At 66.6% G+C, this 23,585-nt stretch carries 21 protein-coding genes; 5 read left to right on the forward strand and 16 right to left on the reverse strand.

Features of this window, described 5'->3' with window-relative positions; translation table 11 throughout:
* Window positions 1–7: 7 nt before the first annotated feature.
* The 5 genes from cysW to A5658_RS00955 form a co-directional block, all read right to left on the reverse strand.
* The gene (cysW, locus tag A5658_RS00940; protein WP_197503006.1) at window positions 8–814 is read right to left on the reverse strand and encodes a sulfate ABC transporter permease subunit CysW; all 807 of its coding nucleotides are present in this window, start codon (window positions 812–814) and stop codon (window positions 8–10) included.
* Between the two features lie 8 nt (window positions 815–822).
* Complete coding sequence (gene cysT, locus A5658_RS00945) at window positions 823–1,686, reverse strand: sulfate ABC transporter permease subunit CysT (RefSeq protein ID WP_067329808.1); 864 nt, start codon at window positions 1,684–1,686, stop codon at window positions 823–825.
* Window positions 1,683–2,654: a sulfate ABC transporter substrate-binding protein gene (locus tag A5658_RS00950; RefSeq protein WP_067330012.1), complete on the reverse strand. Its 972-nt coding sequence runs from the start codon at window positions 2,652–2,654 to the stop codon at window positions 1,683–1,685. Before A5658_RS00950 ends, cysT begins: the two co-directional genes overlap by 4 nt.
* Before the next feature lie 138 nt (window positions 2,655–2,792).
* Window positions 2,793–2,885, reverse strand: coding sequence for an Ms4533A family Cys-rich leader peptide (locus A5658_RS29235; protein WP_369830464.1), 93 nt, complete (start codon window positions 2,883–2,885; stop codon window positions 2,793–2,795).
* Between the two features lie 142 nt (window positions 2,886–3,027).
* Entirely contained in the window at window positions 3,028–3,231 is a 204-nt protein-coding gene (locus A5658_RS00955; RefSeq protein WP_231997162.1) for a hypothetical protein, read from the reverse strand.
* 83 nt (window positions 3,232–3,314) lie between these two features.
* Between A5658_RS00955 and cobN the strand changes: the two genes are divergently transcribed.
* Genes cobN through A5658_RS00970 form a run of 3 tightly spaced genes read left to right on the forward strand, consistent with a single transcriptional unit; the run spans window position 3,315 to window position 8,369 of the window.
* Complete coding sequence (gene cobN, locus A5658_RS00960; RefSeq protein WP_067329816.1) at window positions 3,315–6,887, forward strand: cobaltochelatase subunit CobN; 3,573 nt, start codon at window positions 3,315–3,317, stop codon at window positions 6,885–6,887.
* Window positions 6,880–7,638 carry a precorrin-6A synthase (deacetylating) gene (gene cobF / locus A5658_RS00965; RefSeq protein ID WP_156751190.1) on the forward strand — a complete coding sequence of 253 codons (759 nt, stop codon included), beginning with the start codon at window positions 6,880–6,882 and terminating at the stop codon, window positions 7,636–7,638. The genes cobN and cobF overlap by 8 nt, the downstream gene beginning before the upstream one ends.
* A complete protein-coding gene (locus tag A5658_RS00970) occupies window positions 7,638–8,369 on the forward strand; it encodes a cobalt-precorrin-6A reductase (protein ID WP_067329824.1) in 732 nt (243 codons plus the stop codon). The genes cobF and A5658_RS00970 overlap by 1 nt, the downstream gene beginning before the upstream one ends.
* On the opposite strand, the gene A5658_RS00975 is transcribed toward A5658_RS00970, so the two are convergent.
* The 3 genes from A5658_RS00975 to A5658_RS00985 are packed head-to-tail and all read right to left on the reverse strand — an operon-like array spanning window position 8,358 to window position 12,279.
* Window positions 8,358–9,710, reverse strand: coding sequence for a cobyrinate a,c-diamide synthase (locus A5658_RS00975; RefSeq protein WP_156751191.1), 1,353 nt, complete (start codon window positions 9,708–9,710; stop codon window positions 8,358–8,360). The two genes, A5658_RS00970 and A5658_RS00975, sit on opposite strands and share 12 nt — an antisense overlap.
* The gene (cobO, locus tag A5658_RS27825) at window positions 9,704–10,318 is read right to left on the reverse strand and encodes a cob(I)yrinic acid a,c-diamide adenosyltransferase (protein ID WP_067329828.1); all 615 of its coding nucleotides are present in this window, start codon (window positions 10,316–10,318) and stop codon (window positions 9,704–9,706) included. Before cobO ends, A5658_RS00975 begins: the two co-directional genes overlap by 7 nt.
* Window positions 10,318–12,279 carry a VWA domain-containing protein gene (locus A5658_RS00985; RefSeq protein ID WP_067329832.1) on the reverse strand — a complete coding sequence of 654 codons (1,962 nt, stop codon included), beginning with the start codon at window positions 12,277–12,279 and terminating at the stop codon, window positions 10,318–10,320. The genes cobO and A5658_RS00985 overlap by 1 nt, the downstream gene beginning before the upstream one ends.
* 56 nt (window positions 12,280–12,335) lie before the next feature.
* Here A5658_RS00985 and A5658_RS00990 point away from each other — a divergent pair, with 56 nt between their 5' ends.
* On the forward strand, window positions 12,336–13,541 hold the full coding sequence (locus A5658_RS00990) for a bifunctional cobalt-precorrin-7 (C(5))-methyltransferase/cobalt-precorrin-6B (C(15))-methyltransferase (RefSeq protein ID WP_067329834.1): 1,206 nt from the start codon (window positions 12,336–12,338) through the stop codon (window positions 13,539–13,541).
* Here the strand turns inward: A5658_RS00990 and cobM are convergent.
* The 8 genes from cobM to A5658_RS01030 all read right to left on the reverse strand — a co-directional run bounded on the left by cobM (window position 13,531) and on the right by A5658_RS01030 (window position 22,571).
* Window positions 13,531–14,295, reverse strand: coding sequence for a precorrin-4 C(11)-methyltransferase (gene cobM / locus A5658_RS00995; RefSeq protein ID WP_067329837.1), 765 nt, complete (start codon window positions 14,293–14,295; stop codon window positions 13,531–13,533). The genes A5658_RS00990 and cobM overlap by 11 nt on opposite strands.
* Window positions 14,292–15,809 carry a precorrin-3B C(17)-methyltransferase gene (gene cobJ / locus A5658_RS01000; RefSeq protein WP_067329840.1) on the reverse strand — a complete coding sequence of 506 codons (1,518 nt, stop codon included), beginning with the start codon at window positions 15,807–15,809 and terminating at the stop codon, window positions 14,292–14,294. Before cobJ ends, cobM begins: the two co-directional genes overlap by 4 nt.
* Window positions 15,806–16,471 (reverse strand): precorrin-8X methylmutase, encoded by a 666-nt coding sequence (locus A5658_RS01005; protein ID WP_067329843.1) that lies wholly within the window; start codon window positions 16,469–16,471, stop codon window positions 15,806–15,808. Before A5658_RS01005 ends, cobJ begins: the two co-directional genes overlap by 4 nt.
* Entirely contained in the window at window positions 16,468–17,355 is an 888-nt protein-coding gene (locus A5658_RS01010; protein ID WP_067329846.1) for a nitrite reductase, read from the reverse strand. The genes A5658_RS01005 and A5658_RS01010 overlap by 4 nt, the downstream gene beginning before the upstream one ends.
* Window positions 17,355–18,113 carry a sensor domain-containing protein gene (locus A5658_RS01015; protein WP_067329850.1) on the reverse strand — a complete coding sequence of 253 codons (759 nt, stop codon included), beginning with the start codon at window positions 18,111–18,113 and terminating at the stop codon, window positions 17,355–17,357. The genes A5658_RS01010 and A5658_RS01015 overlap by 1 nt, the downstream gene beginning before the upstream one ends.
* A gap of 2 nt (window positions 18,114–18,115) precedes the next feature.
* Window positions 18,116–19,966, reverse strand: a complete 1,851-nt coding sequence (lepA, locus tag A5658_RS01020) for a translation elongation factor 4 (protein WP_082992855.1) — start codon at window positions 19,964–19,966, stop codon at window positions 18,116–18,118.
* A 128-nt stretch (window positions 19,967–20,094) separates the two neighbouring features.
* Entirely contained in the window at window positions 20,095–21,141 is a 1,047-nt protein-coding gene (locus A5658_RS01025; RefSeq protein ID WP_067329856.1) for a hypothetical protein, read from the reverse strand.
* A 410-nt stretch (window positions 21,142–21,551) separates the two neighbouring features.
* Window positions 21,552–22,571: a hypothetical protein gene (locus tag A5658_RS01030; RefSeq protein ID WP_067329860.1), complete on the reverse strand. Its 1,020-nt coding sequence runs from the start codon at window positions 22,569–22,571 to the stop codon at window positions 21,552–21,554.
* A 426-nt stretch (window positions 22,572–22,997) separates the two neighbouring features.
* Here A5658_RS01030 and A5658_RS01035 point away from each other — a divergent pair, with 426 nt between their 5' ends.
* On the forward strand, window positions 22,998–23,576 hold the full coding sequence (locus tag A5658_RS01035) for a type II toxin-antitoxin system PemK/MazF family toxin (RefSeq protein ID WP_067329863.1): 579 nt from the start codon (window positions 22,998–23,000) through the stop codon (window positions 23,574–23,576).
* The last annotated feature ends 9 nt before the right edge of the window (window positions 23,577–23,585 follow it).

The raw sequence follows: 23,585 nt of genomic DNA on the forward strand, positions 1-23,585 counted from the left end.
TCCCGTGTCATGCCTGCTTGGCCGCTCGGTTGCGGCGAGCATCGAGAATCACCTGAACGATCAGAACCAGTACCGACACCACCATCAGCAGCGTCGAAAGTGCGTACGCGCCATACTCGGCGCCGCGGTTGTAGCGATCGGAGACCAGCAACGTCAGCGTCTGCGACTGCCCCGGCAGGTTGGACGAGACCATGATGACCGCGCCGTACTCGCCGAGCGTGCGTGCAATGGTCAACACGACGCCATAGGTCAACCCCCACCGGATCGACGGCAGGGTGATCCGCCAAAACGTCTGCCACCAATTCGAACCCAGCGTTGCGGCGGCCTGCTCCTGGTCGTTGCCCAACTCGTGCAGCACCGGCTCGACCTCGCGGACCACGAAGGGCAGCGTCGCGAAGATACTGGCCAGTACGATGCCCGGCAAGCCGAAGATGATCTTGAAACCGAAGTCCTTCTCGACGAAGCCGAACAGTCCCGCCGATCCCCACAACACGATCAGCGCCACACCCACCACGACCGGTGACACCGCGAATGGCAGGTCGATGATCGCCTGCAGGATGCCCTTGCCGCGGAACCGGTTGCGCGCCAGCATCAACGCGGTCGGGATACCGAACAGCACGTTGAGCGGCACCACGATCGCCACCACCAGAACCGACAGGTTCAGCGCCGATATCGCAGCGGGTGTGCTGATCCAGTCGAAGAACTGACCGAGGCCGGGCTGGAAGGTCCGCCACAAGATCAGCCCGACCGGGACCACCAACAACACCGCCACGTAGGCCAGGGCCAGGAAGCGAAGCAGGTAGCGAACCGGCATCGAGAGGGTCACGCTGCCAGCTCCTCACGCTTGGCCGCGCGCGATCCGAGGGTCCGCAGCACGAACAGTACGACGAACGAGATCGCCAACAACACAATCGATATCGCGGCGGCGCCAGTGCGATCGTCGTTTTCGATCAGGGTGCGGATCCACTGCGAGGACACTTCGGTCTTGCCAGGCACCGCACCACCGATCAACACGACGGAGCCGAATTCGCCGATCGCCCGCGCGAACGTCAGCCCGGCGCCGGTGAGCAGAACGGGCGTCAACGATGGCAGCACGACGGTGGTGAAGATCGTCGCATTGTTGGCACCGAGCGACGCGGCGGCTTCTTCGGTTTCGTGGTCGATCTCGAGCAGCACCGGCTGCACAGCCCGCACCACGAACGGCAGCGTGACGAAAGCCAATGCGACCCCCACACCCCATCCGGTGTGCTGCAGATGCAAGCCGACCGGACTGTGATTTCCGTAGAGCGCCAACATCACCAGGCTGGCCACGATCGTCGGCAACGCGAAAGGCAAGTCGATGATCACGTCGACGAGGCGCTTGCCGGGGAAGTCATCGCGCACCAGGACCCAAGCGATCAGCAGTCCGAAGAACATGTTGAGCACCGTGACGCCGGCGGAGATGGTCAGCGTCACCCGGAAGGATTCGATGGCGGCGTTCGAGGTAACCGCCAGCCAAAACGCGTCCCAGCCGCCGCCGACCGATTGCCAGAAGATCGCAGCCAGCGGCAGCAGCACGATGACCGATAGCCACACCACCGAAACCCCGACCCGCAACGACGTTCCGTTGTTGGCAAGCTTGTTGCGGCCCAATGGTTTACCGATACGAGGGTTCCCGGTGACCTCGCTGGTGATTGCCGTCGTCATCCGGTGGCCTGCGTGTAGATCTTGGTGATGCTGCCCGACTTCTTGTCGAACAGCTGGGTGTCCACCGAGGGCCAGCCGCCGAGATCGGCGATCGTCCACAACTTTTCCGGGGCCGGGAACTGGTCGCGGACGCCGGCGGCCACGGCGGGATCCACCGGCCGGAACCCGGCTGCCGCCCAGACCTTTTGGGCATCCGCCGTGTACTGGAAGTTCTTGAATGCGACTGCGGCATTCAGGTGCGGGCTGCTGGTCACTACCGCCACCGGGTTCTCGATTTTGATCGTCTGAGGCGGGTTGACATGGGTGATCGGCTTTCCTTGCCGCTCGGTGGCGATCGCCTCGTTTTCGTAACTGATCAAGACGTCACCGCTGCCCTGGACGAACACATCGGTGGCTTCGCGTCCGGAGCCGGGGCGGAGTTTCACGTGCTCGCTGACCAATTTGTGGACGAAGTCGAGCCCGGCCTTCGGGTTGTGACCGCCACCGCTCTTGACCACATACGGCGCGAGCAGGTTCCACTTCGCCGAGCCGGAACTCAACGGGCTGGGGGTGACGACGTCGACGCCGGGCCTCAGCAAATCGTCCCAGTCCTTGATGTTCTTGGGATTACCGGGGCGCACCACCAACGTCACGACCGACCCGAACGGGATGCCCTTGGTGGCGTCCTTGTCCCAGTCCTTGGCGACCTTGCCCGCTTTGACAAGTCGGGCGATGTCGGGTTCGACGGAGAAGTTGACGATGTCGGCGGGCTTGCCGTCCACGACACCGCGCGACTGGTCCCCCGACGCCCCGTAGGAGGCGATCACCTGGATGCCTTTGCCCTCCTGCGAGGCGTTGAACGCGGGGATGATCTTGCTCCAGCCGGGCTCAGGCACCGAGTAGGCGACCAGCGTGATGCTGGTGTTCCCCGCGGCCGATCCTCCCCCGCCGACGACGTCGCTGGCGCCTCCGTGGCACGCGGCGATCATGCCGGCGGCCACGGTCAACGCAACAGCGTGCCGCCATCCGACGGGGTTCTTGGTGTCGTCGAACAATGGTCGACCTTTCGGAAGTGAGCTTGACGTCTGACAAATCCCAGTGCGAAAAAACGGCGCGCGGGCAGAAGGTCAGCGACAACAATGCACGTCAGAGACGGCGCAATCGCCCACGGCAATGAGCGCCAAGACGTGGCACTCGGTACTGCCGGACACTGCGTGCATGGGCGAAGCCTAACAGAATGCTGTGGACTCGGAGCCGAAGCCGATGCAGGTCAGCGCGTCAGCAGCCAGGCGACGATGACCAACACGACCAGCGCAACCAGTATCAAAGTGACCCGCGATCGGGGCATCCCGGCATTTCCGCTCATCTGGGTTCTTCGTCGGTGTGCCGGATGCGGTTCATCAGCCCGATGCCGCGCCCCAAGGCCGCGTCCAGTGCCGCCGCGACCACGTAGGCCAGGGCCAGCACGACCGGCATCACCACGATGGTCTGGAAGACAAACCCCAGGCCAGACAGCCATAGTTCGACGCCGTCCCACCAGTTGAGGATCGCGTTCATCGGGCTCACCCTATTCGGCGGGCTCAGTGATTCCAACCGGCTCCACTAAGCTGATGCGCGGGCCTCGGTGTCCAGCCCCGAGGAGGTAGCCCATGACCCATCGCATCGCGTTGTTGTCCACGTCCGACACCGACCTGCTGTCGGCCCGCGCGTCGCTTGCGGCCTACAACTTGGGCAACCCGGCGCGTCAGGCGATCGAGGACGTGCTCGGCGATGCCGAGGTCGTTGTGCTTCGGGTGCTGGGTTCGTCGGCGGAGGTGGCCGACGAGCTCACCGCCCTGCGGGCCACCGGCCTGCCACTGATCGTGCTCGGCGGCGAACGCGCACCGAGCGCCGAGTTGATGGAATGTTCGACGGTCCCGATCGGTCTTGCGGCGCAAGCACACTCATATCTGGCTGAAGGCGGACCGGCCAATCTCGCTCAGCTGCACGCGTTTTTGTGCGACACCGTGTTGCTCACCGGTGAGGGATTCGACGAGCCGGCGGTGATCCCGGAGTGGGGCTTCGCCGATCGGCCCGCGGTCGGCGGGTCCGTTCGGGTCGGTGTGCTGTACTACCGGGCCCACGAAGTCAGCGGCAACTCCGGTTTCGCGCACGCGCTCGCCGACGCGATCGATGCCACCGGCGACGCGGTCGGTGTGCCGATTTTCGCTTCCTCGTTGCGCAGCGCGCCCGACGAATTGTTCGCCGCGCTGGGCAGTTTGGATGCCGTCGTGGTCAGCATGCTGGCGGCCGGAGGCTCGAAGTCGGCCGCCGCCGGCGCCGGTGAAGACGACTCCTCGTGGGACATCGAACGCATCGCGGCGATGAACATCCCGGTGCTGCAGGGCCTTTGCCTGACGTCGTCGCGCGAGGAGTGGGCGTCGAACGACGACGGCGTGACCCCGCTGGACTCTGCGACACAAATCGCGATCCCCGAGTTCGACGGTCGCATCATCACCGCGCCGTACTCCTTCAAGGAGATCGACGACGACGGCCTCCCCCACTACGTCGCCGACGAGGAGCGCTGCGCGCGGGTCGCAGCGATCGCGGTGAATCACGCCAAGCTGCGCCGAATCCCCAACAAGGACAAGAAGTTAGCGCTGGTGTTGTCGGCCTATCCCACCAAGCACTCGCGGGTGGGCAACGCCGTCGGCCTCGACACCCCCGCGTCCGCAGTGCGGCTGCTGCACCGTCTTGCCCGGGACGGTTACGACGTGGGCGATGGCTTTGGTGTGCTCGGCATCGACGACGAGACCGAGGCCGGCGACCGGTTGATGCACAGGCTGATCGACGCCGGCGGCCAGGACGAACAGTGGCTGAGCACGACACAGGTGGACGGCGCGCAGGTGAAAGTGACTGCGGCGCAGTACGCCGAGTGGACCGCGAACCTACCCGCCGACTTGCGTGATGCGATGGCCGGGGCGTGGGGGGCGGCGCCGGGGCGGCTGTTCGTCAACGACGACGGCGACCTGGTGATCGCCGCGCTGCGGTCGGGCAACGTCGTGCTGATGATTCAGCCGCCGCGCGGGTTCGGCGAGAACCCTGTGGCGATCTACCACGACCCGGATCTGCCTGTCAGCCATCACTATCTGGCCGCCTACCGCTGGCTGGAGCACGGTTTCGGCGCCGACGCGGTGGTGCATCTCGGCAAACACGGATCGATGGAGTGGCTGCCGGGCAAGAACGCGGCACTGTCGGCGGCTTGTGCCACCGACGCCGTGTTGGGGAATCTGCCGCTGATCTACCCGTTCCTGGTCAACGATCCCGGTGAGGGCGCCCAGGCGAAGCGGCGCGCCCATGCAACGATCGTCGACCATCTGATCCCGCCGATGGCGCGTGCCGAAAGCTACGGCGACATCGCCCGACTCGAGCAGCTACTCGACGAGTACGGCAACATCGCGGCAATGGACCCGGCCAAGCTGCCGGCAATCCGCGGCGAAATCTGGAACCTGATGCGGGCCGCGGAGATGCATCGCGATCTCGGACTCGACGACCGCCCCGACGACGATGAGTTCGACGACTTCTTGCTCCACGTCGACGGCTGGCTGTGTGAAATCAAGGACGCCCAGATCCGCGACGGTCTGCACGTCCTGGGCGAAGTGCCGACCGGGCCGGCGCGGGTCAACCTGGTGCTGGCGATCCTGCGCGCCGCCCAGGTGTGGGGCGGTCGCGACCACGCCGTCCCCGGATTGCGCACCGCCCTTGGGTTGAAGGACGGCGCCGAAACCGCGGCGGTGGACGAGATCGAGAGTCGCGCACGCACATTGGTCGAGGCGATGGAAGCCGCCGGCTGGGACGCCTCAGCCGTCGACGCGCTGCACGACGAGCCGGACGTGCGGGCCTCGCTGCGGTTCGCCGCCACCGAGGTGGTGCCCCGGCTCTCGGGTACGGCCGGCGAGCTTGATGCCGTAATGCAGGCTCTGGCAGGAGGTTTCGTGCGGCCTGGCCCGTCCGGCTCTCCGCTGCGAGGTCTGGTCAACGTGCTGCCGACCGGCCGCAACTTCTACACCGTCGACCCGCGGGCGGTGCCGTCACGGCTGGCCTGGCAGACCGGCCAGACGATGGCGGAGTCGCTGCTGCAGCGCTACCTCGACGACACCGGCAGCTACCCCGAGTCGGTCGGGCTGTCGGTGTGGGGAACCAGTGCGATGCGCACGTCCGGCGACGACATCGCCGAAGTGCTGGCGCTGCTCGGGGTTCGGCCGGAATGGGACGAGGCGTCACGGCGGGTCAGCCGGCTGGAGGTGATCCCGCTCGAGGAACTCGGGCGGCCCCGTATCGACGTGACGATCCGGATCTCCGGTTTCTTCCGCGACGCGTTCCCGCACGTGGTGATGATGCTTGACGACGCGGTACAGATGGTGGCGCTGCTCGACGAGTCCGACGAGGAGAATTACGTTGCCGCGCACGCCCGCGCCGACCTTGCCGACCACGGCGACCAACGACGTGCCACCACAAGGGTTTTCGGATCGAAGCCGGGATCATACGGCGCGGGCATCCTGCAGGTCGTCGAGGCGGGCACTTGGCGCGACGACAAGGACCTGGCCGAGGTCTACACCGCGTGGGGCGGTTTCGCCTACGGCCGCGGACTGGACGGCGCCGCGGCAGCGGCGGACATGCGCACCAACTACGCGCGAATCAAGGTGGCGGCCAAGAATATCGACACCCGCGAACATGACATCATCGACAGCGACGATTATTTCCAGTACCACGGCGGCATGGTCGCGACGATTCGCGCGTTGACCGGGTCCGATCCGAAGGCCTATGTAGGCGACTCGACAACCCCCGACGCGGTGCGCACCCGCACGCTGTCCGAGGAGACCGCGCGGGTGTTTCGGGCCCGGGTGGTCAACCCGCGCTGGATTTCCGCGATGCGCCGGCACGGCTACAAAGGTGCGTTCGAACTCGCCGCGACCGTCGATTACCTCTTCGGCTTCGACGCGACCGCGGGCGTCGTTCACGACTGGATGTACGAAAAGCTGGCCGAGTCCTATGTTCTCGACCCCGAAACCCGTGAGTTTCTGGACAAGTCGAACCCGTGGGCGCTGCACGGGATGGTCGAGCGTCTGCAGGAGGCCGCCGACCGCGGCCTGTGGGCCGACCCGTCGCCGGAGACGATGGCCGCGCTGCGACAGGCCTACCTGGAGGTGGAAGGCGACATCGAGGACCGTGCCGGTGCCTGAGTCAGTCCGGGTTCGCGTCCTGGGGGTCGGCATGGGTCCCCAGCACGTCACCCCGGAAGTCGCCGAGGCGCTGCGGTCGGTCGATTACGTGGTGGCCGCGTTCAAAGGTCCCGGCGACGAACTGCTCGCGCTGCGTTGGGAGATCGTCGACGCCTGCACCGACGGCTCGATCGACGTTGTGGCGGTGCATGATCCGGAGCGGGACCGCTCGACCGGCCTAACCGACCAGGGGTATCAGCGCGCGGTGGCCGACTGGCACGACGCCCGCGCCGAGGCCTACGCCGATGTGCTGCGCGAGCGGCGCGGCACCGCGGCGTTCCTGGTATTCGGCGACCCATCGCTGTACGACTCCACCATCCGGGTCATCGAGAAGATCCAGACGCTTGGTGTGCCAGTCGAATTCGACGTGCTGCCGGGGATCAGCGCGCCGCAAGTGCTGGCCGCGCGGCACCGCATCGTGTTGCACGAGGTCGGCCGCCCGGTGCACATCACCACCGGTCGCCTGCTGCAGGACGCCGTCGCCGCCGGGCAGGACAACATCGTCGCGATGCTCAACCCGCCGCCGGAACGGTTTGACGTGACCGGTCTGGACGACTGGATGGTGTGGTGGGCAGCCAATCTCGGGGCGCCTAGTGAGCGTCTGATCGCGGGGCGGTTCGGCGATGTCGACCGGCAGATCGCCAAGGCCCGAGCGCACGCTCGCGCCGAGGCCGGCTTCGTGATGGACATCTATCTGTTCCGGCGACCCTGATGGCTCAGCGGGTGCTGCTGCTGGGCGGGACATCGGAGGCGCGCGCGCTGGCCGCGCGGCTGGTGGCCGACGGTGTCGACGTGACGAGTTCGCTCGCCGGCCGGGTTGCCCGCCCGAGGCTTCCCGAGGGCCGGGTGCGGATCGGCGGGTTCGGCGGCGTCGACGGGTTGCGAAAGGCATTGGCGGACTTCGACGTCGTGGTCGACGCCACCCATCCCTTCTCGGCGACGATGTCCGCCAACGCGTTACACGCGTGCGCCGCCGAGTCGGTTCCGCTGCTGCGGTTGCAACGCCCCGGCTGGGGCTCGCGCGCCGCGCGAGAGTGGCATTGGGTGAACTCGCACACGGAGGCGGCCGACGAGGCGCGGCGGCTGGGCAGTCGGCCGCTGTTGACGGTCGGCCGCCAGCAACTGGCGGCGTTTGTCGCAGCGCTCGGCGAGCTGCCCGTGCTGGCCCGGGTTGTGGACGAGCCGGACTTCGCGCTGCCCGCGCCGTGGCAGCTGGTCCACGACCGTGGGCCGTATGCCTTGGCCGGCGAGCTGGCCTTGCTTCGCGGGCATCGCGCGGATGTGTTGGTGACCAAAGACTCCGGCGGCGAGTACACCTGGCCGAAGATGCAGGCCGCCGACGAGTTGGGCATCCCGGTTGTCATCGTGAGCCGACCCGCGGTTCCCGTCGGCGTGCCGGTGGTGGCCGATGTGGACGATGCCGTCGAGTGGCTACGCGGATAAGCCGTGAACGGCCCGCGCGAAGCGTTGCGCCAGACCGGGATGGCCGGCCCAATGGGTGTGCAGGTAGGCGGCGTGCAGGGTCGGTGTGGCGAAACCCTCGGGGCCGGCAGGCAGCTGCCAGGCCGGCTGGCCCGCGACCGCAGTGGTTGTGGTGCGGTGAAACTCGTGTCCGGTGACCTGCTGGCCGGCTTCGGCGAGCACTGAGTCCGCTGGGCTGGTCGCGGTTCGGTAGCCGAGCGTGAGCCGCGGCGTCATGGCGGCGTCGACGGGCACCGCCCCCACCATCGGCGTGCCGTCGAGCGAGCGGCACAGGTAGAGCAGCCCGGCGCACTCGGCAACAGTCGGAGCGCCTCCGGCTATGGCGGAGTGCAGTTCTGCTGTCAGGCAACGGTTCCCGGCGAGCTCGGCGGCGTGCACCTCGGGGAATCCGCCACCCAGGTAGATGCCCGCGGTCCCGACCGGCAGAGTCGGGTCGGTCAGCGGGTCGAATTCGGCCACCTCGCATCCAGCGGCTCGCAAGAGTTCTTCGGTTTCGGCGTATCGGAACGTGAACGCCCGCCCGCCGGCCAGCGCGACGACGGGCCGCGTTTGCGAGGGCGGCTGGATTTCCTGCGCCGGCTCCCACGGCGTGTCGCTCAGCGGGCCCGCGCCACGAGCAAGGTCCAGGATCGCCTCGATATCGACATGTGCCGCAATCACTTCCGCCATTCGCCTGATCGTCTGCTCCGATTCGGCGCGCTCGGCGGCCGGCACCAGACCGAGGTGGCGGGACGGCGTCACGATGCCGTCGTCGCGGGGTAGGACGCCGAGCACCGGGATGCCGACGGGTTTCAGGGCGTCGCGGACCTCGTCGGCGTGGCGTGCGCTGCCCGCCTTGTTGAGGATGACGCCGGCGATGCGAACCGACGCGTCGAATGCCGCAAGTCCGGCGATCATCGCGGCATGCGTCCGCGATGCGTGCGAGATGTCGACCACAAGCAGCACGGGGGATGTCGTCAATGCGGCGACATGGGCGGTCGACGCCTCGCCGGCGGTACCCAGCCGGCCGTCGAAAAGCCCCATCACACCTTCGATGACGGCGACGTCCGCCTTTCGGGCGCCGTGCAGCAGCAGAGGCACGACGCGCTGTTCGCCGACCAGAAAAGGGTCGAGGTTGCGGCCCGGCCGACCGGTGGCCAGGGCGTGGTAGCCGGGATCGATGAAGTCGGGCCCCACCTTGTGGCCGGATACCGTCAGGCCGCGCGCGACCAGGGCGGCCATCAATCCGGTTGCGACAGTGGTCTTTCCGTGTCCGGATGCTGGCGCGGCGACGACGACCCGGGGAAGCTGCGCGGCTACCACTCGATGCCTCGCTGGCCTTTCTGACCGGCATCCATCGGGTGCTTCACGTTGGTCATCTCGGTGACCAGGTCGGCGATCTCGATCAGTCGCAGGTCGGCACTGCGGCCGGTGATCACGACGTGTTGGTGGCCCGGCCGATTCGCGAGGGTCTCGACGATGTCGTCGACGTCGACCCAGCCCCACGTCATCGGGTAGGTGAATTCGTCGAGCACGTAAAGGTCGTGGGATTCGGCGGCCAGGCGCCGCTTGATCTCCGCCCATCCCGCCGCGGCCTCCTGGGCATGGTCAACCTCGGTGCCCGCCTTGCGACTCCACGACCAACCCGAGCCCATCTTGTGCCATTCGACCGCACCACCCTCGCCGGTCTCGGTGTGCAGCGCGCCCAGCCGCTCCAGCACGGTCTGCTCACCGATCCGCCACTTGGCGGACTTGACGAACTGGAACACCCCGATCCGGAATCCCTGATTCCACCCACGCAGCGCCAACCCGAAGGCGGCGGTGGACTTTCCCTTCCCGTCGCCGGTGTGCACCATCAGCAGCGGGCGATTACGGCGCTGGCGCGTCGTGAGCTTGTCGTCGGGGACGACCGACACCTGGCCCTGCGGCATCAGGCCGCTCCGGCAGTGGTGGCGCCGCGGACGATGTCGGCCAGCGCCTGAGCGTTCACCTGTGCGAGCGGCACGTGCTCGGCGTTGAGGTGGTGAGCCAAGTTCTCGGCCAAACCCATTCGCATCCGGCCGCTTTCGCAGTCGACGACGATGCTCGAGACGCCCCGGTCGACCAGATGCGCCGCGGCCTGGTGCGCCCGTCCGACAGGATCGGATCCCGCAGTCGCGCGACCGTCGGTGACGACGACGAGCAGCGGTCGTCGACTCGGATCGCGCAGCCGCTCGCGTTGCACCACCTCGGCGGCCTTCATCAGCCCCTCGGCGAGCGGTGTCCGTCCACCGGCCGGCAGGCCGTCGAGTCGCTTTGCCGCGATCTCGATCGATCCGGTTGGTGGAAGCGCGATTTCGGCCGCTTGATCCCTGAACGTGACGACACCCACCCTGTCGCGTCGCCGGTAGGCGTCGAGCAACAGCGACAGGATGGCCGTCTTGACCTGACGCATCCGTTCCCGCGCCGCCATCGACCCCGAGGTGTCGACGACGAACACCACCAAATTGGCTTCGCGGCCCTCGCGGACTGCTCCCCGAAGGTCATTGGGCTGCAGAAGAAGCCGACCGTGGCTGCGGCCGCGCGCGACCTGATGCGGGGCCGCGGCCCGAAAGGTCTCCGCGAGGTGAATGCCCGAGTCTGACCGCGGACTGGCACCGGTGCGCCGACCGCTCGTCGTCCGCGCCCGGCTACGCCGGCCGGCATGTCCGTCCCCCACGCCTCGCACCGCGAAAAGCTTCGTCTTGTAGGGCTCGCCGGCGCCGACCGGCGGTGTGGACGCGGAATTCCGCTGGCCGCCAGAACTCTGCGGTTCGGGCGCGTCCTGCCCGCCGCCAGAGTCGTCTGGATCGGTGTCGGGGTCTGGGCCGTGGTCGGTGTCAGGCGGGAGCAACTCGTCGAGTTCGTCCTCGTCGAGGCCCGGCGCATCGAAGGGATTGCGCCGACGGCGGTGCGGGAGAGCCAATTTCGCGGCGGCACGCAGGTCGTCGATGTTCGGGGCGTCGCGGTGGTGCCACGCGGCGTGCGCCGCTGCGGCCCGCGCCATCACGATGTCGGCGCGCATGCCGTCGACGCCGGCCGCCGAGCAGACTTCGGCGATCGTGAGCAGTGCGGCATCGGTGAGCTGGATGCGGTTCAGGATCGACTGAGCGTGCTGTATCCGATTGCGCAGTCGCTCTTCGGCATTCGCGTACTGGGCGCGAAAGCCCTGCGGGTCGGCGTCGAACTGCAGGCGTCGGCGCACCACTTCGGCTCGCTGTGCCGGGTCCCGCGGCGCGGCGACCTCGACGGTGAGCCCGAAGCGGTCGAGCAACTGCGGCCGCAGTTCACCCTCTTCGGGATTCATCGTGCCGACGAGGACGAACTTCGCCGCGTGGGTCACCGATATACCGTCGCGTTCCACGGTCACGGTTCCCATCGCAGCCGCATCCAGGAGCAGATCGACCAGATGGTCGTGCAGCAGGTTGACCTCGTCGACGTAGAGGATTCCGCGGTGCGCGTTGGCCAGCAGCCCCGGTTCGAAGTGGACGGCGCCTTCACCGAGCGCTTGCTTGAGGTCGATCGATCCGGCCACCCGGTCTTCGGTGGCTCCGACGGGGAGCTCGACCAGTCGCACGGGCCGGGTATCCACGGGCGCGTCGGGACCGAATGTTCCGTCGGGTGAGGTCGGGTTCGGCTGTGCGGGGTCGGTGGAGAATCGGTCACCGGCGATGACGTCAATGGGCGGCAGGATCTGCGTGAGCGCGCGCACCATCGTCGACTTCGCGGTTCCCTTCTCGCCGCGCACCAGCACGCCGCCGATGCCGGGATCGATGACGCTGAGAACGAGCGCCAGCGCCATGTCGTCCAGCCCGCCGGGGGCATTGGGATCACCGCCGACGACGGCGGGAAACGGATACAGCTGACTTTTCATGCGGGATTTCCCCTGTTCGCGGGGTGCCTTGCGGCCATTACGCTAGCATCGCCGCCGTGCCGACCTCTGACCTGCGGGTGACCGTCGTCGGCGTCGGCGCCGACGGGTGGGACGGCCTGACGCCGGCCGCGCAGGCCGTCATCGCGTCGGCGGACGTCGTGCTGGGCGGCCCGCGTCAGCTGGGTCTGCTGCCCGTCACCGACGGGCAGGTCCACCAGGCCTGGCCGTCCCCGTTGAGCGCGGCGTTGCCCGCGCTGTTGACACAGTTCGCGGGCCGGCGGGTGGTCGCGCTGGCCTCCGGCGACCCGATGCTCAGCGGCATCGGAACCACGCTCGTCGACATCATGGGCTCCGACCGGGTGACGGTCATCCCACATCTGTCGTCGGTGACCCTCGCGCGGTCGCGGCTCGGCTGGTCCGCCGAATCCACCGCGGTGGTCAGCGTCGTCGGCCGTGACGTGCGCGCGGTGCTGCGGGAGCTCGCACCCGGACGCCGGGTGTTGGTGCTGTCGTCCGACGAGAAAACCCCTGCGGCGCTTGCCGAGTTGCTTGTCGCGCGCGGATACGAAACGAGTCGCTTTGTCGTGTTGGGCGACCTCGGCAGCGACCGCGAGACGGTGCACGACTCGACGGCCGGCGACTTCCCGGGCGATGCGCCGCGACTCAATATCGTTGCGCTGCAACTGAACGGGCCACTGCTCACGGGGTGGACGGCCGGGCTGCCCGACGACGCGTTCGAGCACGACGGCCAACTCACCAAGCGAGATCTGCGCGCCGCCGCGTTGGCTCGCCTGCTTCCCGCTCCGGGCCAGCTGTTGTGGGACGTCGGCGCCGGCGCCGGTTCGGTGGGCATCGAGTGGATGCGCGCCCACCCGACGTGCCGAGCCGTCGCGATTGAGGCCGACCCGCAGCGAACCGAACGGATCACCCGCAACGCGCGATCGCTGGGCGTACCCGCGCTGCATGTTGTCTGTGGCGAGGCTCCGGAGTCGTTGAACGACTTGGCTTCTCCCGATGCAATTTTCATCGGCGGCGGCGCGAGCCGGCCCGGACTGTTGCAGCACTGCCTCGACGCGCTGCCCGACGGCGGCCGGATCGTCGTACACGCGGTCACGGTCGAGACCGAGACCGTACTCGCTACGGCCTACGCCGAGCACGGCGGCGAGCTCGTGCGCATTCACGTCGAGCATGCCGGGCCCGTCGGGTCATTCACCGGCTGGACGCCGTCGCGCGCCGTGACGCAGTGGGCGTTCACGAAGTAGCCGTCCGGTCGCGTTGCGGGTCATATAGGTGGCTCTCCCCTGCCCGCGGATCCGCTTGGGCGGCAAGCGCATTGCCCACCATGACGACGGCGGCCTGCTTGATACCGGCCGCCTCGACCCGATCGGCGATGTCGGCGACGGTGCCGCGAAGGACGAGCTCCTCGGGTTGCGAGGCCCGGTACACCACCGCGACCGGGCAGGCCGGACCGTAGGCCGGTGCGATTTCTTCCATCAGACTGCGGATGGCGGTGATCGCCAAGTGCAGCACCAACGTTGCGCGAGTCGCGGCGAAGGCGGCCAGCGACTCGGTGCCGGGCATCGCGGTGGACCGCGCCTGCGTTCGGGTCAACACCACCGACTGCGCGACCAGCGGGACCGTGAGCTCGCGACCGACTCGCGCCGCGGCGGCGGCGTACGCGGGCACCCCCGGCGTGATCTCCCATGGCACGCCGGCACAGTCGAGTCGACGGGTTTGCTCCGATACCGCGCTGTACAGCGACGGGTCGCCCGACACCAACCGAACAACCAGTCGTCCGGCCCGGTGCGCCTCGATGATCGCCGCGACAATCTCGTCGAGGTTCAGGTTCTGCGTGTCGATCAATTCTGCTGTCGGAGAACAGCTTTCCAGCACGCCGGGATCGAGGTAGCTACCCGGGTACAGAACGGAGTCGGCCGTCGCGAGCAGCCGGGCGGCCCGGACGGTCAACAGGTCGGCGGCGCCCGGCCCGGCGCCGACGAACTGCACGGCGTTCATTGCACCCACCGGGGCGTCCAGACTCGGCCGGACGGGGTGGCCCTGGTGCTCGAGGCGCCCACCAAGACGAGGCATTTCATGTCGACGGAGTCGGCGTCGAGATCACCCAGCGTGGTCACGGTCAGCGATTCCTCGGCTCGCCCGACGTCGCGTCCGACGACGACAACGGTGTCGGCGGGCCGATGTTCGAGCAGGATCTCGCGAGCCAGCTTGATCTGGTCGGGGCGTGAGCGCGAGGCCGGGTTGTACACGGCCAGAACCAGGTCGGCGTCCGCAATCGCCCGCAACCGCTGCTCGATCACCGACCAGGGCTTGAGCCGATCCGACAGGCTCATCACCGCGAAGTCGGCGCCGAGCGGCGCCCCGGCCAACGCGGCGACGGCGTGCGCAGCAGAGACGGCGGGCAGCACCCGGATCGGAACGTCGGCGAATCGCTCGTCCTCGGCAGCCTCGAAGACCGCCGACGCCATACCGAATACCCCTGCGTCGCCGCCGGATACGACCGCGACGGACTCGCCGCGCAGCGCGAGGTCGAGCGCGAACCGGGCCCGGTCGACTTCGACGGTGTTACCTGATGCGTGGCGCTGCAGACCTTCCCGCTGCGGCACCCGCGCCACGTACGGTGCGTAACCGACCACGTGTTGCACCTCGGCCAGTGCGGACGACGCCTCCGGTGTCATCCAACCATCTGGGCCGGGCCCGAGGCCGATGACGAGCAGCTCCGCGACATCGTCGCGGGTGGAAAGCGTTGCGGGATCGGGTTCCTCGACCATGATGCGGGACCGTCGGCCGTTGATCGAGTCGCCGTTGACCACAATCAGCGACAGATACGGAACGGTCGATTCGTCGACATCGGCGACCGGCATCCAGCGCTGCTGGGGATGACTGGCCCGCTCGATGTACATCGCGTGGTCGAGCCGCCCGGCGGCGGCAAGGGCGCGACGCACGGCCGGAAAGGTGCGGCCGAGTTTCATGATGATCGCGCCGTCGGTGTCGGCCAGCCTCCGCGCGAGTTCCGCTTCGGGCAGCGTCCCGGGCAGCACAGTCAGCACGTCGGTCTGCCGGACCAGCGGTGAGGAGACGGCCGCGGTCGCGGCGGTGAATGCGGGTATCCCTGGGATGATCTCGGTGGCGAACCGGGTGCTGAGCCGGTCGTGCATATACATGAACGAGCCGTAGAACAGCGGATCCCCTTCGGCGAGAAGGGCCACGGAGCGGCCAGCGTCCAGATGCGCGGCCAGCCGGCCGGCCGATTCCTCGTAGAACTCGGCCAGCGCTCCGGCGTAGCCGCCGGGGTGATCGGTCGTCCCGGTCGTCAGTGGGTAGCGCAGTTCCTCCTCGATGGCAGCCGCCGGAATCAGGTCCGCCGCGATGGTCCGCGCGTAGGACTGCTTGTTGACGCCGGCGTGGTAGGCGATGACGTCGGCATCGCCGATGATCCGCGCCGCTTTGCGGGTGATCAGCTCGGGATCCCCTGGGCCCAAGCCGATTCCGTAGAAGCGAGCGGTTGTCATTCGGCCTCCGAGGCCAACGCGTTGATGGCCGACGACGTGATCGCCGATCCACCGCGGCGTCCGCGCACCGTCACGAAGGGGATGTCGATGCCGTGATCGCGGGCGAACGATGCAAGGGCGTCCTTGGATTCAGCGGCGCCGATGAATCCGACCGGACAGCCGACGATCGCGGCCGGCCGGGGTCCGCCGTCGATCAGCATCTCCAGTAGGTGGAACAGCGCGGTCGGGGCGTTGCCGATCGCAACGACTGCGTTGTGCAGCAACGGTTCCCACAGCGACACGGCCGCTGCGGTGCGGGTGGTGTTCCATTGCTTCGCCAGGGCCGGCACGCCGGGTTCGTTCAGAAAGCAGTGCACGTCGTTGCCGGCGGGTAGCCTGCCGGCGGTGATACCGGTGGCGACCATGGTCGCGTCGCACAGGATGGGCGCGCCGGAACGCAGGGCCGAGCGCGCGGCGGAGACCAACCTGGGGTGGATGACCAAGTCATCCACGAGGTCCGGCTGTCCGGTGCCGTGAATCATTCGGACAGCGACCTTTTCGGCGTCGGTGGGGATATGTGACAGGTCGGCTTCGCGGCGGATGGTCGCGAAGGAGTCCGCGTAAATCGCGGGGCCGTCGGCGATGTACTCGTAGCGTCTGGTCGGTCGGCTCGCCTGGGTCACTCGGATGCCTCCGGGGCGTTCGGGACGAGGACGCCGCGCCACGGCGTAACGACGACATGGTGCACACCGGCCGCGGTTTCGAGTAACGAGCCGACAAGATCAGGGGTCAAGACGCCGTAATCGGCGGGCACGTGAGTACCGCCGGGCACATGTCCGTACGCCAGCGGCGGCGCCGCAGCGGGGATGCGCGGGTCGGCGGTGACGGGCGGCTGCAGTGGCCGGGCGAGTTCGCGAATGTGCCACGGAGCATCATCGCCCGTTCCCCGAGCGTCGACGAATTGTGCTGCCAACTCGGCCAATTGATCGGCAACCTTATGCAGTGACGTGACGGCGCCCCAATGACCGCCGACGCGCAACTGGACTGCGTCGTCGCCGAGCGCCACGCACCCCAGGTCGGTGCCACGCTTTCCGGCGCCCGTGAGGCGATCGAGTAGATCGCCGCGGCCGTCGTCGAGCGTGAACAGGAAACGCCCCGGTAACTGGCCAAGCCGGTGTTCGGTGCACAGCAGGGTGTCGAGGCGGGTGATTGTCGGGCGCAGATCGGCGCGGCCGCCCGCCAAGCCGGTCTGCGGTGAAGCGAGCACGTTCCGCACGAGTTCGTGTGTGCGCGTTGGTATCAGGCCGGTGGACTCGATCGCCGTCACGACGTCGTGCGCCAACTGAGCGCCATCGCCCGGCAATCCGCGAAGTTGCAGATTCGCTCGGCGAGTCAGGTAAATACCACCGTCGGCGTACGCCTGGCTGACCTCGGACAGGCGCCGCAGCGCCGTCGTGGGAAGCAGGCCACCCATCAGCCTAATGCGCACCAGCAGACCGTCGTCGGCCTGCCATGGGCGCCACACGCCGGGGCACATATCCGCCCGACTGCGCGCGTCCGTCGTCATCAGCTGAGCTCGCTGACCTTGTCCATCATCGCCTGGGCGACGTCGATGGCGCTGGTGTCCGGGCTTGCCGATCCGGGGTCTGACGGTCGCCGGTCGCCGAAGAAAACGATCTCCACCTCCACGATGCAGTTCATTCGAACACCGACGGCCCGAGCCTGTGGCGTAGGCTGCAGCGCCGGCATGTTGGGCAGCGTCGAGGTTGCCGTATTCGTAGCTGCGACAACGGAATCGGTGACTCGAATGTCGTCGATCACCGTCGACGTGTCGATGGGGCCGGCTTTTTCGTCCGTAGTCTGGCCTTTGCATTGCTGCCACTGGTCGGGGAACTTTGCGAAAAGCGCCCGCGCCTCTGCCGCCGAAGGCAGCGTCACGACGCCCTGCATCACGCTGATCACCTGAGCCGGGTCGCCGTCGTTCCACCACGACACCGACGCCACGGTTTGGGCATTCGCCGGGCCGTAGACGCTCTTTTGCAGCATCGTCGTCACCTCGAGGCAATCGGCCGACTCCGGCGGCGCCTCGCGCTGGTCGAGGACATCGGCGCCACCGAACTTGGCGGGCGCACGGGCGACGAACGGCTGCCCGAGCATCTTCGACAGCGTTCTGCCGTCGAGCAACACCTTCTTGACGACAAGGCCGCTGAGCGGCCTGGGCTTCAGGTTTGGCGCGGGCTTCGCCGTGCCGTCGATGACCGGACCACATCCCACGGCGACAGCGGAAGCCACCGCACACACCGTCGCGAGTCCGACTATCCGCATGGCTACTTCTTTGTGCCTTTGTCCCCCGCGGCGTCCGTCGACAACGCGGCGACGAACGCCTCCTGCGGCACGTCGACCCGACCGATGGTCTTCATCCGCTTCTTGCCTTCCTTCTGCTTTTCCAGCAGTTTGCGCTTACGGGTGATGTCACCGCCGTAGCACTTGGACAGCACGTCCTTGCGGATCGCGCGAATGTTCTCGCGGGCAATGATTTTCGACCCGATGGCGGCCTGGACCGGCACCTCGAACTGCTGGCGCGGGATGAGCTCCTTGAGCCGCGTGGTCATCTTGTTGCCGTAGGCGGCGGCGCCATCCTTGTGCACGATCGCACTGAACGCATCGACGGCCTCACCCTGCAGCAGGATGTCGACCTTGACCAGCGAAGCCTCCTGTTCACCCGCTTCTTCGTAGTCGAGGCTGGCGTAGCCACGGGTGCGCGATTTCAGCGAGTCGAAGAAGTCGAAGATGATCTCGCCCAGCGGCATCGTGTAGCGCAGCTCGACCCGCTCGGGCGAGAGGTAGTCCATACCGCCGAGTTCACCACGGCGAGACTGGCAGAGTTCCATGATCGTGCCGATGAACTCGCTCGGCGCGATCACCGTCGTCTTCACCACCGGTTCGTAGACGGTGCGCACCTTGCCTTCTGGCCAGTCCGACGGGTTGGTGACGATGACTTCGGAGTTGTCCTCTTTCACCACGCGGTAGACGACGTTCGGCGACGTAGAGATGAGGTCGAGGTCGAATTCGCGTTCCAGACGCTCGCGGGTGATTTCCATGTGCAGCAGCCCGAGGAATCCACACCGGTACCCGAAGCCAAGCGCCACCGAGGTTTCCGGCTCGTAGGTCAGCGCGGCGTCGTTGAGTTGCAGCTTGTCCAGCGCGTCGCGCAGATCCGGATAGTCCGATCCGTCCACGGGATACAGCCCCGAGTACACCATCGGCTTGGGTTCGCGATAGCCGGTCAGCGCCTCCTTGGCGCCGTTCTTCGCGGTGGTGACGGTGTCACCGACCTTCGACTGGCGGACGTCTTTCACACCGGTGATGAGGTAGCCGACCTCGCCGACCCCAAGTCCCGCCGAGGCTTTCGGCTCCGGTGAGACGATGCCGACCTCGAGCAGTTCGTGGGTCGCGCCGGTGGACATCATCTGAATGCGCTCACGCGGGACGATTTTGCCGTCGACCACCCGAACGTAGGTGACCACGCCGCGGTAGATGTCGTAGACCGAGTCGAAAATCATTGCGCGCGTTGGGGCGTCGGCTTCGCCGGTAGGCGGCGGCACCTCCCGCACCACGTGGTCGAGCAGCTCGGCCACGCCCTCGCCCGTCTTGCCAGAGACCCTTAAGACATCAGTGGGTTCGCAGCCGATGATGTGAGCGATCTCGCCGGCGTAGCGCTCCGGGTCGGCGGCGGGCAAGTCGATCTTGTTGAGCACCGGGATGATGTGCAGGTCGCGGTCGAGCGCCAGATACAGGTTGGCCAGCGTCTGGGCTTCGATGCCCTGGGCGGCGTCGACCAGCAGCACCGCGCCCTCACAGGCCTCCAGCGCACGGGACACCTCGTAGGTGAAGTCGACGTGACCGGGGGTGTCGATCAGGTGCAGGACATGATCGACGCCGTCGACCTGCCACGGCAGGCGGACGTTCTGCGCCTTGATCGTGATGCCGCGCTCGCGCTCGATGTCCATCCGGTCGAGGTATTGCGCGCGCATCGACCGCTCGTCGACGACGCCGGTGAGCTGCAGCATCCGGTCGGCCAGCGTGGACTTGCCGTGGTCGATGTGGGCGATGATGCAGAAGTTCCGAATCTTCGCCGGCGCGGTGAAGGTCTGGTCGGCGAAACTGCTGATGGGAATCTCCTGGTGAAGCCGGGCTTAGGCGCTACCAGCGTATCCAGCCGGGTGCGGTCCGGCACAATCGCGGCACGGTTCGGCAAAACGAAACCCCCGGAGTCGCCCCCCGGGGGTCCGTTGTCGTGCGGGTGCTACATGGTCGGCATCAAGGCACTGAAGTCGAAGTATCCCAGGATGTCGCTGAACCCGAGCTGCAAGAAGTCGGTGATCGCCGAACTGACGCCGCCTTCCAGGAATTCGACGTGCGGCCCGAAGATGTCGCCGGCGTCGATCAGGTCACCGCCGTTCAGCAATGCGAACAGGCCGACGTTGTACGCGTTGGCGAACTCCGTCAGCGCACCGTTGAATACGTCGTAGGAGCCAATCGGCCCGTCGGTGACGTTGTCCGGGTTGAAGCCGAACACGAGGGTGTTGAAGAAGTCGGTGGTGTCGGCAGTGGCAATGGTGTCCCATGGGAGAGCGCCGGTGCCGTCGATGACCTTGTCGGAGAGCCCGGCGGCGTCGGCAATCGAGCCGAAGACACCGTTGAGCCCCTCGATCTCGGCGGTGAACGTGGAGCTGAGGTCGACGGGGTCAGCTGCGCCGGGCATGGCATCGCCCAACGGGACCTGGAGGAAGGACAGATCCTGCTGGAAGTAGCCGGACAGGTCGTCGATACCCCGGTCGTAGAACCAAATGGCAGGGTTCTCCGAAGCCAAGGCGGCAGCAACATTGCCGTCCGAGCCGATGAAAATGTCGGCCGGCGCCACGTCGTTCGGGTTGAGCAGCCCGTATAACGTGGCGTTGTACGAATCGGCGAATTGGATTGCCGCGCCGTTGAGCACGTTGTAGGCGCCGGACTGACTTGAGATTCCGGCCTCGATGGGATCGACCCCGTAGAGGTAATATTCCAGGCCGGTCAGTTGAGCAGCGTCCGCCGGGTCGACCAATTTCGGCGCAAATTCCGCTACGTCGCTCGGATTGATCGCAAGGAATCCGCCATAGGTGTCGTACGCGGAGTCCGGAACTCCGGTGAGCTGCGCTCCGAATTCGAAAAGCGAATTCAGCGTCGAAATCTGGCTGGCGTTGATGCTGTCGAAGTCGATGAGATCAGTCGGCGCCGCAGATGCCAGCGGCGCGAAGGCCACTGCCGCTCCGGTCGCGAAGCCGGCCACCACACCGAGTTTGCGAGTCTCCATGCTGTCTGCCTTTCAACGAAGCCCGCCGGCGGTTCGGGACTGTACCACCGGAGGTTTCCGACCACAGGCTGCCGACGCCTGTCTCATCTTTGGAAACCTGAGATGAAAATAGCAATTCACCATGCCCGTTGAAAGGGTTTTTCTGAGTATTTTTTAGTATGGCTGCAAGCCATTCTTTTGAACTTCCAAAATGGCTCACGCTGATTAATAAATCAGTCTAAATATTATTGCTATGTGCTCCATTTAATTTACAAATGTGCGATTAGTTTGAGTTCAATAAAGGCACAAGTAAAACGTACAACGGCCTCGCGACGCCCTGGGTGTATCGACCCGCAGCACGGTTGCGGGGCGTTCCGTCCCAAAACGAAACCCCCGGAGTTGCCTCCGGGGGTCCGTTGTGGAGCGTGGAACTACGGGATCATCGACGACGCGGCCGCCGGGAGGAAGTACCCGAGCAGGTCGTTGAAGCCGAGCTGGAGGTATTCGCCAATGGCTGTGCTGACACCATCGCCCAGGTAATCGGTCGGTCCGAACAAGTCGGCAGCGGGGAGGATGTCACCGCCATTCAACAGCGCGAACAGCCCGACGTTCGATGCGTTGAAGAACTCCGTCAGCGCGCCGTTGAACACGTCGTAAGAACCCGGGTCGCCGCTGGGGTCTGCCGCCCCGAATACGAGGGCGTTGAAGGCCGCATTGGTGTCCGCCGTGTCGATGGTGTCGAACGGGAGCGGGCCGCTGCCCTGGATGATGTCGGTGGAGGGAATCCCCGCCGAGGCAACATCCGAGGCGAACAGGCCGTTCAGCGATTCGACCTCGCTGGTCAGGACGGGGGTGATGTCGATAACGGCGGCGGGGTCTGCCGCAGCCGTCGACGCCGCCTCCGACGGGAAGATCCCGAAGTAGCCCTCCAGGTCGCCCAGTCCGAAGTTGAAGAAGTACTGGGCGGCGTCCGTAGCAGTGGCCAAGCCCTGAGCGTGGTCGATCGAGGTCGCCGAGCCGATGAAGTCGGCGTCGTTGGGATCGATAGCACCGTTGTTGAGCGATGCGTAAAGCAAGACGTTGTAGGCGTCGTCGAACTTGCCCAGCGCACCGTTGAAGAGGTTGTAGGAACCGGGGTCATCGGCGAGGCCGGCCTTAACCGGGTCCACCCCGTAGATCAGGTAGTCGAACGGAGTCGTTCCATTGCCCTGGACGGTATCTACCGCCGACGGAAGGATGGTGTCGAATGGGTTGGCAGCCGTCCCGTGGACGATGTCAGCGGTGGGAACACCTGTGAGGAGCGAGTCGAAGTCGAACATTGCGTTCATCGACGCAATCTCACTGCTGACGGTAGAGGTGATTTCGACTGGGTCCGCGGACGCGAACGGTGCGAACGCGAGTGCCGCTCCGGTGGCGAAGCCAGCGGCAGCCGCGACTTTACGAATGTGCATTGGTGCGCCTTTCAAAGATTTCCACCGACAGTCCGGGCGTAACGTCGGAGGTCCCCCCAGCACCCCTAGCAAGAAGCCTGACCCAGCTGGCGGGAACCTGAGAAGAACTTAACAATCTTGTGTGTGATTTAGAAGCTTTTGCGAGGAATTGATCGAGAATTCCGCCGTTCGGACGACGTATCCGATGTGACACCTAGTGATCTCTGTTCCGGAAACGTGCTTGTCGCGGGGGGCAGATGGTGCGAAACAACGCGGTCAGCGGCGTGTGGATCACAGCGGTCCCGGCCATCAAGCTGAGAACTAGGTGTGCGTCCGGATCTCGTAAGCTGAGAACTCCCGTAACGAAGTCATACAAGCGACGCCTCTCGTAGGCGTCCGGCCAACGCGTGCGAGCGCGACCGCGACGTCCACACCTAAACTGCGAACATGCCGTCACAGTGGAGAACGTTCCAGCGGCTGGCTGAGCATTTGGTGTTCAACGAGGCGCCGAAATTGATTCGGCAGCTGCAGCATTCGCCGGCCGTCCAGCGAGGTATCAAGATCGGTCTGGATGCGCTCGCGGGCACTACCGCCGAAGCACCAGCCGAGATCACCTCCGGTCGCCCGGTGACCAGGAACAGCGCACCCACTGCACATCGGGCCCGCAGAATCGTGTACTCCCCCGACCTCGACGGCCGCGCCGATCCCGGCGAGGTCGTCTGGACGTGGGTGACTTATGAGGAAGACCCGACCCGCGGCAAGGACCGGCCTGTGCTGGTCGTCGGTCGCGACCACACCACGCTGCTCGGCTTGATGATGTCGAGCCAAGAAAGCCATGCCACCGATCGGTGTTGGGTGGGTATCGGCAGCGGCAGTTGGGACGACGAAGGCCGGCCCAGTTGGGTACGCCTGGATCGCGTGTTGGACGTCCCCGAGGAGAGCATCCGGCGCGAGGGCGCGATTCTGGACCGTGCGATTTTCGATCAGGTCGCGGCACGTCTGCGCCGCGACTACTCGTGGAGCTGAGCGGCGGCG

Source organism: Mycobacterium sp. 1245111.1, assembly GCF_001673405.1.
Lineage (GTDB): Bacteria > Actinomycetota > Actinomycetes > Mycobacteriales > Mycobacteriaceae > Mycobacterium.